The sequence below is a fragment of the Streptomyces sp. Root1310 genome (assembly GCF_001426425.1).
Taxonomy (GTDB): domain Bacteria; phylum Actinomycetota; class Actinomycetes; order Streptomycetales; family Streptomycetaceae; genus Streptomyces.
On record NZ_LMEQ01000012.1, the window covers coordinates 304,433 to 316,239 of the forward strand.

The following is an 11,807-nucleotide window of genomic DNA, read 5'->3' on the forward strand; positions in this document are numbered from 1 at the left end:
AGCCTCAAGACGCTCCACCGGCAGTGGCGGCCGGCCCGGCGGGGGCKCCGACGAGCATCGTCGGCGCGTCAGGAACACGGTCGCCGAGTGCGGCCCGTGCCCCTTGGGGAGCACCTTCTTCCGCAGCTCCTCAGGCTCCACCGCCGACCCCCGCTTCTTCACGGTCAGGATCCCGACCCCCCGCTCCCGCAGCAGCGCCTTCAGCTTCTTCACGTTGAAGGGAAGCCGGTCGGTGATCTCGTAGGCGGTGGCGTAAGGGGTCGGACGCAGGGTGTCGGCGGTGACGTAGGCGATGGTCTCGTCGATCAGCCCGCCGTCGAGGTCCCGGGCCACGTCGGCGACCAGATGAGCCCGGATGACGGCGCCGTCGGGCTCGTACAGATACCGTCCGACCGGCCGGACGTCCGGGTCGGGCAGCCCGGCGCCGAGCAGGGTCCGCGGCCCCGGGAGCAGGGTGGCCCGCACGGCCCCCGGCTCGGTGCCGAACCACAGCACCGCCTCCTTCACGTCCCCGCCGTCCGAGATCCACTCGGCCTCGGCCTCGGCCGGGATCGCCTCGTGCGGCACGCCGGGCGCGATCTTCAGGGCGGCGCGCGGGGCGGCGAGGGCGGCGCCGACCGCCCACGACAGGGGAGGCGAGTACGCCTCGGGGTCGAAGATGCGCCCGCGGCCACCCCTGCGCGCCGGGTCGACGAACACGGCGTCGTAGCCACCGGTGTCCACCTCGGTGACGTCCGCCTCCCGCACCTCGATCAGCCCGCTCAGCCCGAGCGCGTCGGCGTTCGCGCGCGCCACCTCCGCCGTGACCGGGTCCCGGTCCACGGCCAGCACCCGGATCCCGGCCCGGGCGAGCGCGATCGCGTCGCCGCCGATCCCGCAGCACAGGTCGGCGACCGACGTGACGCCCAGTGCCCTCATCCGCTCGGCCCGGTATCCGGCGACACTCGCCCGCGTCGACTGCTCCACCCCGTTCGGCGTGAAGAACATCCGCTCCGCGTCCGCGGTCCCGAACTTCGCCGCCGCCCGCTGTCGCAGCCGGGCCTGGCCGAGCGCCGCGGACACCAGGCCGGCGGGATGCTCGCGGCGCAGCCGGGTGGCGACGGCGAGTTCGTCGGCGGGAGCGGTGCCACGCACCAGGTCGAGGAGGGCACGGCCCTCGGCGGTGAGGAGGGGAGCGAGGTCGTTCACCACCTCATTGTCGACCAGCGGGCCACGGCACCGGTCACCGCCCGCCGCTGCCGGCCGCTTTGGGCCAGTCGGTGGATGGTGTGTCCGCGGCGGCGGTGTCGGACCGGGTTGCGGGGCGGTGACTGCGAGGATCCGGCGCCATGGGACCTGTCGTACAAAATGATGACAAGCGCGGCTGTTCTCGGGTGGCGCGTCGGCGCGCGCCGGCCGGCCGGCGTGCGGGCGTCCGCAGCCTGATCGCCGTCCTCGCGCTCGCCACCATCGCCTCGGGCTGCGCGGGAGGCGGCGAGGGCGCCGACCGCCCGGCCCGCCCCGCCCCGGGCCAGCAGCCGCGGAAGGCGGGGCCGCCCCCCGCGGCGCCGCCCGCCCGCGCCCTGCACTCCTACGCCGCCAGGCTCCGCGCCGCACACCAGGCCCGGGTCGCCGCGGCGAAGCGCTGGGGTCTGAAGAAGGTCCCGTTGACACCCCCGGCGCCGCCCGCGAGCAAGCCGGAGATCACCACCCGCAAGGGCTTCGAGGTCGACGACCACGAGGAACTCGGTCTGCCGCCGGTCTTCACCACCGTCCCGACCGGGGACCGGGTCGTCTTCCTCACCATCGACGACGGCGCCGAGAAGGACCCGGCGTTCCTGCGCATGATGAGCGAGCTGAAGATCCCGTACACCGCCTTCCTCAGCGACTACCTGGTCAAGGACGACTACGGCTACTTCAAGCGGATGCAGGACCGGGGTGTGGGGCTGAACAACCACACGCTGCACCACCCCTACCTGCCCGCCCTCTCCTACGCCCGCCAGAAGCGCGAGATCTGCGGCATGCAGAACGTGATCGAGGAGCGCTACGGCAAGCGCCCCACCCTCTTCCGGCCGCCTTTCGGCAACTACGACCAGGACACCCTGCGCGCGGCGAAGGCCTGCGGCGTGCGCTACGCCCCGCTCTGGGCCGAGGAGGTGTTCGTCGACCACTGGGAGTACCGCGAGTGGGACCAGGACCTCCATCCCGGCGACATCGTCCTGAGCCACTTCCGCGGCCGCGGCGACTGGAAGGGCACGATGCCCGACATGGTCCGCCGGTTCCTGAACAAGGTCACGGCGAAGGGATACGCGGTGGCACGGCTGGAGGACTACCTGTGAGGACGCGGGGGCTGCCGGCCGTACTGCTGATCCTGACGACCCTCTCGGCACTGGCCGCGCTGGCGGGCTGCGCCCAGTCCGTCGACCCGATCGAACGGCTCGGCAAGAAGGCCGCCGCCCGGGTCCGCCCGCACGGCCCGACCGGGCGGGAGGCTTACCGCCACTGGGGTCTGACGGCCCCGCTGGCCCCCGCGCCGCGCCACCCCGCCCGCTCCCTGGCGGGCAGTCCGGGAGCGGCCTTCCCGCCGGTCGTCGACCACGTCCCGACCACCGACAGGGTCGTCTTCCTCACCTACGACGACGGCGCCGAGCGCGACCCCCGCTTCGTCGACATGGTCCGCGAGCTGCGCCTCCCGGTGAGCATGTTCCTCACGGACAGCGTGGTGGGGCCGGGCTACGCCCACTTCGCGCGCCTGCGGTCGGTCGGCGCGAACATCCAGAACCACACCCTGGACCACCCGGCCCTGCGCGGCCTGCCCTACGCCGGCCAGCGCGCCGAGATCTGCGGCCAGCAGGACAAACTCCGCGCCCGCTTCGGCCTGCGCCCACGCCTCTTCCGTCCGCCCTACGGCACCTACGACACCACCACCCGACGCGCCGCCGCCGACTGCGGCATCGCGGCCATCGTCCTCTGGCGCGCCTCGATGGGCCCCACGGACCTCACCTACCCGCACGGCCCCCACCGCCCCCGCCCGGGCGACATCATCGCCGTGGCCCCGGACGAGTCGACGGGCCCGGGCCTGAGGGAACGCACGACACGACTCCTGCGCCGGGTACAGGAACAGGGTCTGACGGTGGGCCGCTTGGAGGACTATCTGTAGGGCGCCTTGTGGGGGCTGGCTCACCCGTCGGCCCATCGGTCCGTCGGCCCATCGGCCCATCGGTCCGTCGGCCCATCGGCCCATCGGTCCGTCGGTCCGTCGGTCCGTCGGTCCGTCGGTCCGTCGGTCCGTCGGTCCGTCGGTCCGTCGGGCGTTCGAGGACGAGGCCCGTCCAGGGCCGAAGCGTGGGTCCGGGGCGGCAGCCCCTGGTGACGTCCGCACCGACACCGGGCGAACAAGGCCACTCACGCCCACTGAAATCCGGCCGACGCGCCGCACGCATTGGCACTCCGCTTGACCGAGTGCTAATCGCGGTCATAGTCTCAGGTCTGGCACTCCCCCCAGGAGAGTGCCAACACGCGACGGGCAGGTCCGGCACCCGCGACGACGGATCCACCTGGTCGCCACCTCAGACAGTTAGCCCCGTGAGATCTCCGAAGGGGGAGGTCGGATCGTGACGACCACCAGCTCCAAGGTTGCCATCAAGCCGCTCGAGGACCGCATTGTGGTCCAGCCGCTCGACGCCGAGCAGACCACCGCCTCTGGCCTGGTCATCCCGGACACCGCGAAGGAGAAGCCCCAGGAGGGCGCTGTCCTCGCGGTGGGCCCGGGTCGCTTCGAGAACGGCGAGCGCCTGCCGCTCGACGTCAAGGTCGGCGACGTAGTCCTGTACAGCAAGTACGGCGGCACCGAGGTGAAGTACAACGGCGAGGAGTACCTCGTCCTCTCGGCTCGCGACGTGCTCGCGATCATCGAGAAGTAATTCACCCAGTTTTGCAGTGAACTGCGCTCCTGGCCCCGCGACTTTGTGAAGCCGGGTGCTGGGGGCGCAGTTCGTTTCTCCCACGTTTTCCGAGAGGGCTGAACCGCTCCCATGGCGAAGATCCTGAAGTTCGACGAGGACGCCCGTCGCGCCCTCGAGCGCGGCGTCAACAAGCTTGCCGACACGGTCAAGGTGACGATCGGCCCCAAGGGCCGCAACGTCGTCATCGACAAGAAGTTCGGCGCCCCCACCATCACCAACGACGGTGTCACGATCGCCCGCGAGGTCGAGCTCGACGACCCGTACGAGAACCTCGGTGCCCAGCTGGTGAAGGAGGTGGCGACCAAGACCAACGACATCGCGGGTGACGGTACGACCACCGCCACCGTGCTCGCCCAGGCGCTGGTACGCGAGGGTCTGAAGAACGTCGCCGCGGGTGCCTCCCCGGCCGCCCTGAAGAAGGGCATCGACGCCGCCGTCAAGGCCATCTCCGACGATCTGCTGGCCACCGCGCGCCCGATCGACGAGAAGTCCGACATCGCCGCCGTCGCCGCGCTGTCCGCCCAGGACCAGCAGGTCGGCGAGCTCATCGCCGAGGCGATGGACAAGGTCGGCAAGGACGGCGTCATCACCGTCGAGGAATCCAACACCTTCGGTCTGGAGCTGGACTTCACCGAGGGCATGGCCTTCGACAAGGGCTACCTGTCGCCGTACTTCGTGACGGACCAGGAGCGCATGGAGGCCGTCCTCGAGGACCCCTACATCCTCATCAACCAGGGCAAGATCTCCTCCATCGCCGACCTGCTGCCGCTGCTGGAGAAGGTCATCCAGACCAACTCCTCCCGCCCGCTGCTGATCATCGCCGAGGACCTCGAGGGCGAGGCCCTGTCGACCCTGGTCGTGAACAAGATCCGCGGCACCTTCAACGCGGTCGCCGTGAAGGCCCCCGGCTTCGGTGACCGTCGCAAGGCGATGCTGCAGGACCTCGCGGTCCTCACCGGCGCCACCGTCATCTCCGAAGAGGTCGGCCTCAAGCTCGACCAGGTCGGCGTCGACGTGCTCGGCTCCGCCCGCCGCGTCACCGTCACCAAGGACGACACCACGGTCGTCGACGGTGCCGGCGACTCCGCCGAGGTCCAGGGCCGCGTCGGCCAGATCAAGGCCGAGATCGAGAACACGGACTCCGACTGGGACCGCGAGAAGCTCCAGGAGCGCCTCGCGAAGCTGGCCGGCGGCGTGTGCGTGATCAAGGTCGGCGCCGCCACCGAGGTGGAGCTGAAGGAGAAGAAGCACCGTCTCGAGGACGCCATCTCCGCGACCCGCGCCGCGGTCGAGGAGGGCATCGTCTCCGGCGGTGGCTCCGCGCTCGTCCACGCCGCCAAGGTGCTCGAGGGCGGCCTTGGCAAGACCGGCGACGAGGCGACCGGTGTCGCCGTCGTTCGCCGCGCCGTCGTCGAGCCGCTGCGCTGGATCGCCGAGAACGCGGGCCTCGAGGGCTACGTCATCACCTCCAAGGTCGCCGAGCTCGACAAGGGCCAGGGCTTCAACGCCGCGACCGGCGAGTACGGAGACCTGGTCAAGGCCGGCGTCATCGACCCGGTCAAGGTCACCCGCTCCGCCCTGGAGAACGCCGCCTCCATCGCCTCCCTCCTCCTGACGACCGAGACCCTGGTCGTCGAGAAGAAGGAAGAGGAAGAGCCGGCCGCCGCGGGCCACTCGCACGGTCACTCCCACTGACGCAGCGCGTCGGTACACCGACCCGGGTCGACGGACACTGACCCAGGTCGCAGGCACGGCCGAGGCCCGGCACCCCGAGAACAAGGGGTGCCGGGCCTCTGCGTCGTCTACCGCTCCAGCGCGTCCAGCGCCCCCAGCTGCTCCATCAGCCCCAGCCGGTCGTACTGCCACCAGGCCTCGACGATCTTCCCGTCCTCCCGGCACCGGAAGACGGTCGTGCCGGTCATGCCGACCTGCTTCCCGGTGGCCGGGATCCCCATGAAGTCGCCCTTGTGGGTGCCGCTCCAGGTCCACCGGTTGCACACGCGGTCCCCCTGCTCGATCTGGTCCTCGAGGGAGAAGGCGAAGTCGAATCCGCCCCGCCACATCTCGACCTCCCGGCGCATCGCGTCCATCCCCATGGTGTCCTGCTCGTTGGCGGGATCGTGGTCGTGATAGTCCTCGGCGATCAGGCCGTCCAGCGGCGGCAGTTCGCCCCGCGCGCCGATCGCCTCGAAGAACCGCCGTGCCGTACCCGCGTACAGCTGCTCGTCCCGTACGACATCCAGATCCGTGAAGGTGGGCATCTCGTCGCACAGCGCCACCAGCTCCCGGAAGACCTTGTCGGTCTCCGGAAGGTTCGAGTTCCGCATCGCTTCCTCGTAGGAGGGGAACTCCACGATCTCGATGAAGTGCGAGGCGTCCGAGCGGTCCTTGCCGACCACCGCGTGCGACGCGGTCCGCTTGCCCCTGGTCTGTTCGACCCAGGTGTCCATCAGCCGGTCCATCTCTTCGAACCGGCTGGTCTTGCAGTCGATGAGCTGTACGAACGTCATGACGCCGCCTCCGGCCCCCCTGGGTCCGGTCCCTGTCACGCCCATTTTCCCACCGGAGCGCCGACGCCACCCGCCCACCGCCGGGCCCGCTACTGCGGCCCGTACTTCCGGCCCGTCCTCGAACTGATCCCGCCCAGCAGCGAGCGGGGCGTCACCTTCACCAGGCCCATCAACGCCTTGTAGCGCGGGTCGGGGATCGACAGCGACTTCCCGCGCGCCAGGTCGTGCAGCGCCGCCGCGACCAGCTTGTCCGCGTCCAGCCACATCCAGCCCGGGATGTTGTCCGTGCCCATCCCGGCCCGCTCGTGGAACTCCGTGCGCACGAACCCCGGGCACAGCGCCATCAGCCGCACCCCGCTGCCCGCCAGGTCCTTCGCCGCTCCCTGGGTGAACTGCACGACCCAGGCCTTGGACGCCCCGTACGTCCCGCGCGGCACGAAGGCCGCCACCGAGGCCACGTTGACGACACCTCCGCGCCCGCGCTCGCGCATCGCCGCCGTCGCCGCGGACGTCAGCCGCAGCACCGCCTCGCAGTGCACCTTGAGCATCTTCAGCTCGTCGGCCATGGACACATCGAGATAGCGGCCCTTGTTGCCGAAGCCGGCGTTGTTGATCAGCAGATCGACGGGGTTCTTGCGGTCGCCGAGCCGGGTGGCCACCGCCTCGATGCCCCCGTCGGTGGCTAGGTCGGCCGTCAGCACCTCGGCCTCGATGCCGTGCCGGTCGTGCAACTCGGTCGCCTGCTCACGCAGCCGCTTGATGTCCCGTGCGACGAGGACGAGATCATGCCCGTCCGCCGCCAGTCTGCGCGCGAACGCGGCACCGATGCCCGCGGTCGAACCCGTAATCAGAGCCGTTGTCATGGCAGAAGATTAGTGACCTGGAGTACGGACGTCCGTTCTCTGCACGTGGCCTCCCGAAGGTGAAGGGCTCGTGCGTGAGACCGCGTACGCCGCCTCGCGCCCCACCCGCTCCCCGGGCACCTGGCACGGGCCGGACTGACGCGAACTCAGCCCCCTTACCCGTCACCGCACTTGGCCCCCGACCTGCTCTCTGCCCGCCCCTTACCTGCCCCCGGACCCGTTTCCGGACTCGTTCCCGGACTCGTTCCCGGACCCGTCTCCGTATTTCTCCACGTACTTACGGGCCGCCGCCAGCGCCTCCGGGTGCAGCGCCTCGCCCGCCGCGAGTAGCCGGGGCAGCAGCTCCCGGTGCGTGGTGCCCGCCTGGAACTCCATCCGGGCCGTCACCTCGTGCTCCGGCAGGTGGACGATCCGCACCTCGTCCCCCGCGCGGATCTCACCCGGCACGACGACCCGCAGATACGCGCCGGTGGCCGCTTTCTCGGTGAACCTCCTGACCCACCGCTCCTCGCCCAGGTGGCCCTGGAAGGTGCGGCACGGTATCCGCCCGGACGTCACCTCCAGCACGACCTCGGAGCCGATCTGCCAGCGCTCGCCGATCCGCGCGCCGGAGACGTCGAGACCCGTGGTCGTGAGGTTCTCGCCGAACGCGCCGTTGGCCAGCGTGCGCCCCAGTTCGCTCTCCCAGTCGTCGAGGTCCTCGCGGGCGACGGCGTACACCGCCTGGTCGTCGCCGCCGTGGTGGCGCAGATGGCACACGGTGTCCCCGGCCACTCCGCTCGCCCCGACCCCTTTGGGGCCGGGCGCCGCGACCCGCACGGGCCCCTCGACCGGCCGCTTGTCGATCCCGGTCAGGCCCTGCGGCTGGTCGGTGTACGGCACGGCCTTCGCGCGGCCCAGATTGACAGACAGAAGCCTCATAGCGGCACGGTACGAGGCCGGTGGTCAAAGTGTCGACGCATTATTCGCGCGGTTGTCCAAGGCTCGCTTATGCTCGGCGAATGATCGAGGCCCGTCATCTCCGCGTCCTGCGTGCCGTGGCCGCCACCGGCTCCTTCTCGGCGGCCGGGCGCGAACTGGGCTGCACCCAGCCGGCCGTCAGCCAGCAGATGAAGGCGCTGGAGGCGTCCGTCGGCACACCCCTGCTGATCCGCAGCGGTCGCGAGATGCGTCTGACCCAGGCGGGCGAGGCCCTCGTCCGGCACGCGGCCGGCATCCTGTCCGGACTCACCGCCGCCGAGGAGGAGGTCGCCGCCATCGCGGGGCTGCGCGCCGGCCGGGTCCGTCTGGTGTCCTTCCCCAGCGGCAGTTCCACCCTCGTTCCCACCGCCCTCGCCGCCCTGCGCGCGGCCCACCCCGGCACCCGGGTCTCCCTGGAGGAGGCCGAGCCGCCGAACTCCGTCGAGCTGCTCCGCGAGGGCGACTGCGACATCGCTCTCGCCTTCCGCTACGAACGCGCGACGGGCAGCGGCGGCGCCGAGCAGGCCGGCGAAGGCGAATGGGACGACCTGGTCGTACGGCCGCTGCTGACGGACCGGCTGGTCGCCCTCGTCCCCGAACGGCACCGCCTGGCGCGCACGGGGCCCTCGGGGTCCGTCGCCATCGGCGACCTCGCCGCCGAGCCGTGGATCGCCGGCTGTCCGCGCTGCCGCGGCCAGTTGGTCCAGGTGTGCGAGAGCGCCGGATTCACGCCCCGCATCGACTTCGCGACCGACGACTATCCGGCGGTGGTGGGCCTGGTGGGCGCCGGCCTCGGCGTCGCCGTGCTGCCCCAGCTCGCGATCGAGTCCGTCCGCCCGCGTGGTGCCCGCGCGGTGACCCTGGAACCAGCGGTGCGGCGGGAGATCGTCGCGCTCACGCTGCCCGATCTGGCCCAGGTGCCGGCGGTGTCGGCCACGCTGGAACAGCTGGGGCGGGCGGCGGCGCGCCTCGGCTGACAGCAGCCGAGAACGGCGGGCACGGCGGTCGGAACAGACATGCACGGCAGCCGGAACCGACGCGCACGGCAGCGAAAACGGCGGGCACACACGTGTGCCCGCCGTTTTCGGTACCGCTTCCTCACAGCGCTTTGCAGAAACGTTCCTTCATGTGTTCGAGGAATCGTCTCTCGCGCCCGACGACGCCGACACCAGGCGATTGCGCGCCCGGCCCATCAGCTCCTCGCGCTCGTCCTCGGTCAACCCGCCCCACACGCCGTACGGCTCGCGTACCGCCAGCGCGTGCGCCGCACACTGCGCGCGGACCGGGCACCTCATGCAGACCTCCTTGGCCGAGTTCTCTCGAGCGCTCCGAGCCGCCCCGCGCTCACCCTCCGGATGGAAGAAGAGCGAACTGTCCACCCCGCGGCAGGCAGCCAGGAGCTGCCAGTCCCACAGGTCCGCGTTCGGTCCGGGAAGGCGGGAGAAATCTGCCATTGCGTGACCCCTTGTAGCCGTTCAGAGCGGATACGGTGCCCACGACCGTACAACTACGATCTAAGGAGATGAAAATATGACTCATTGCGAATCTAGCCTCAGACACCAGTAAAAGGGAAGAAATAGGGCCGAATGGGGCATCGCTTGTGATGAAAGCTTGAGGGTCCGTGTGGTTGCCTCCTCCGTATCCGCCCCCTCACGTAGAGTGCCGAAGAATGCATGCAGCCCCGTAACTCTTTCGAGTGACCGTCGTTGAGAGTGCGGTGGCGGTTGAAAACACAAACGCTCGGGCAGGCGTCCGAGACGGTCGACCGCACAGGTGACGATTCGTAACAGCCTGGAGGCACAAGGTGACGCGCATCAGCTGCGGAGGGCGGCCATGACTTCCGTCCTCGTCTGCGACGACTCCCCGCTTGCCCGAGAGGCGCTCCGCCGCGCGGTCGCGACCGTGCCCGGCGTCGAGCGCGTGACGACGGCGGCCAACGGCGAGGAAGTCCTCCGCCGCTGGGGTGCCGACCGCTCGGACCTGATTCTGATGGACGTACGCATGCCCGGACTGGGCGGCGTCGAGACGGTGCGGCGGCTTCTGTCCGCCGACCCCGGAGCACGCATCATCATGCTGACCGTCGCGGAGGACCTCGACGGCGTCGCCCTCGCGGTGGCCGCCGGCGCCCGCGGCTATCTGCACAAGGACGCCTCCCGCGCGGAACTGCGGGCGACCGTCACGCAGGCGCTCGCCGACCCGACCTGGCGGCTCGCCCCGCGCCGGCTGCGCTCGGCCGAGATGGGCGCCGCGCCCACGCTCACCGCGCGTGAGATCCAGGTCCTCGAGGGCATGAGCCACGGCCGCTCCAACGCGGAGATCGGCCGTGAGCTGTTCCTCTCCGAGGACACCGTCAAGACGCACGCCCGCCGGCTCTTCAAGAAGCTCGGCGCCTCGGACCGTGCGCACGCGGTGGCGCTCGGCTTCCGGTGGGGACTGGTCCGTTAGGCCCCGTCCCCGCCCTCCCGTCCCCGCCGCCCGCCTGTCTGTCCCGTCGTGTGCGGGTACGGGCGAGCGGTCCGGAGCGGGGCGGGTCCCGGGTCGGTTCGAGGCGGGTCGGCCCCGGCCGTCCGGCAGATCCGACCGGGTTCGGGTGACATCCGTCATTCAGTGAGGAGAGCGGGGTCATGGGTGAACCTCCCTGCTCAGACGCGGTGCGGAGGTCGCACGAGGACCCCTCCCACCGCACGGCGGACGGGGGCGGCACAGGCTCCCGCCGGGTGACCGCTGCTCGTTTCGCCGCGGATGCCGCATCCTTGAGGTGTGGAGTTCCTCGGGGACGAGTCGGTCGAGCGGGAGGGGAGGGCGCAGGGGATGAGTTCCGGCGCACCTGCTCATAACGCTTCGGTGCACAACGACGGGCACGGTGCCGCGGCCGGTCCGGCCGCAGTGCACCATGGACCGATGCGCGATGACGAGGCGGTCACTGCCGTGGGGACGATCGGATCGCTCGTCCATCGCGCCGTGGACGGCGATGAGCAGGCCACTCACGACCTGCTGGCCCATGTCCACCCCTTGGCGCTGCGCTACTGCCGCACCCGGCTGTCCCGGCTGCCCGGCGACGCGCGCCACTTCGTGGAGGACCTCGCGCAAGAGGTCTGTGTCGCGGTTCTCCTCGCACTGCCCCGCTACCGGGACACCGGCAGGCCCTTCGAGGCCTTCGTCTTCGCCATCGCCGCGCACAAGGTCGCCGACCTCCAGCGCGCCGCGATGCGCCACCCGGGCTCCACGGCGGTCCCCTCCGACGAGATGCCCGAGCGGCCGGACGACTCACTCGGCCCCGAGGAGCGCGCCCTGCTCAGCAGCGACGCCGAGTGGGCCAAGAAGCTCATGGCCAACCTGCCGGAGAACCAGCGCGAGCTGCTCCTGCTGCGCATCGCCGTGGGCCTCACCGCCGAGGAGACCGGCCAGATGTTGGGAATGTCACCCGGGGCGGTCCGCGTGGCCCAGCACCGGGCACTGAGCAGACTGCGGGCGCTCGCCGAGCAGTAGCAGTCCGTAGCAGCCCCTTCGGAACAGGCGTCGATGAACAG

The 11,807-nt window shown here is 71.0% G+C and carries 11 protein-coding genes and 1 pseudogene; 7 read left to right on the forward strand and 5 right to left on the reverse strand.

What is annotated here, in order from left to right; genetic code table 11:
• Window positions 1-4: 4 nt before the first annotated feature.
• Window positions 5-1,188: pseudogene (locus ASD48_RS42120) on the reverse strand (methyltransferase domain-containing protein).
• 140 nt (window positions 1,189-1,328) lie between these two features.
• Here ASD48_RS42120 and ASD48_RS19620 point away from each other — a divergent pair.
• From ASD48_RS19620 to groL, 4 genes are all read left to right on the forward strand, one after another.
• Window positions 1,329-2,318, forward strand: a complete 990-nt coding sequence (locus ASD48_RS19620) for a polysaccharide deacetylase family protein (protein WP_242432657.1) — start codon at window positions 1,329-1,331, stop codon at window positions 2,316-2,318.
• Entirely contained in the window at window positions 2,315-3,139 is an 825-nt protein-coding gene (locus tag ASD48_RS19625; RefSeq protein WP_242432658.1) for a polysaccharide deacetylase family protein, read from the forward strand. The genes ASD48_RS19620 and ASD48_RS19625 overlap by 4 nt, the downstream gene beginning before the upstream one ends.
• 454 nt (window positions 3,140-3,593) lie before the next feature.
• Window positions 3,594-3,902: a co-chaperone GroES gene (gene groES / locus ASD48_RS19630; RefSeq protein WP_020132158.1), complete on the forward strand. Its 309-nt coding sequence runs from the start codon at window positions 3,594-3,596 to the stop codon at window positions 3,900-3,902.
• A 111-nt stretch (window positions 3,903-4,013) separates the two neighbouring features.
• A complete protein-coding gene (groL, locus tag ASD48_RS19635; RefSeq protein WP_020132157.1) occupies window positions 4,014-5,639 on the forward strand; it encodes a chaperonin GroEL in 1,626 nt (541 codons plus the stop codon).
• A 107-nt stretch (window positions 5,640-5,746) separates the two neighbouring features.
• On the opposite strand, the gene ASD48_RS19640 is transcribed toward groL, so the two are convergent.
• The 3 genes from ASD48_RS19640 to ASD48_RS19650 form a co-directional block, all read right to left on the reverse strand.
• On the reverse strand, window positions 5,747-6,454 hold the full coding sequence (locus ASD48_RS19640) for an ester cyclase (RefSeq protein WP_057602909.1): 708 nt from the start codon (window positions 6,452-6,454) through the stop codon (window positions 5,747-5,749).
• An 89-nt stretch (window positions 6,455-6,543) separates the two neighbouring features.
• Window positions 6,544-7,317 (reverse strand): SDR family oxidoreductase, encoded by a 774-nt coding sequence (locus tag ASD48_RS19645; RefSeq protein WP_057602910.1) that lies wholly within the window; start codon window positions 7,315-7,317, stop codon window positions 6,544-6,546.
• Window positions 7,318-7,518: 201 nt separating this feature from the next.
• Entirely contained in the window at window positions 7,519-8,238 is a 720-nt protein-coding gene (locus ASD48_RS19650) for an MOSC domain-containing protein (protein ID WP_057602911.1), read from the reverse strand.
• Between the two features lie 80 nt (window positions 8,239-8,318).
• On the opposite strand from ASD48_RS19650, the gene ASD48_RS19655 reads away from it, so the two are divergent.
• Window positions 8,319-9,254, forward strand: coding sequence for a LysR family transcriptional regulator (locus tag ASD48_RS19655; RefSeq protein ID WP_057602912.1), 936 nt, complete (start codon window positions 8,319-8,321; stop codon window positions 9,252-9,254).
• A gap of 147 nt (window positions 9,255-9,401) precedes the next feature.
• Here ASD48_RS19655 and ASD48_RS19660 read toward each other — a convergent pair whose 3' ends face one another.
• Window positions 9,402-9,731, reverse strand: a complete 330-nt coding sequence (locus tag ASD48_RS19660) for a WhiB family transcriptional regulator (protein ID WP_057602913.1) — start codon at window positions 9,729-9,731, stop codon at window positions 9,402-9,404.
• A 379-nt stretch (window positions 9,732-10,110) separates the two neighbouring features.
• Between ASD48_RS19660 and ASD48_RS19665 the strand changes: the two genes are divergently transcribed.
• Together ASD48_RS19665 and ASD48_RS19670 are read left to right on the forward strand one after the other, a co-directional pair.
• Entirely contained in the window at window positions 10,111-10,722 is a 612-nt protein-coding gene (locus ASD48_RS19665) for a response regulator transcription factor (RefSeq protein ID WP_003948568.1), read from the forward strand.
• A 456-nt stretch (window positions 10,723-11,178) separates the two neighbouring features.
• Complete coding sequence (locus tag ASD48_RS19670; RefSeq protein WP_028807228.1) at window positions 11,179-11,766, forward strand: sigma-70 family RNA polymerase sigma factor; 588 nt, start codon at window positions 11,179-11,181, stop codon at window positions 11,764-11,766.
• The last annotated feature ends 41 nt before the right edge of the window (window positions 11,767-11,807 follow it).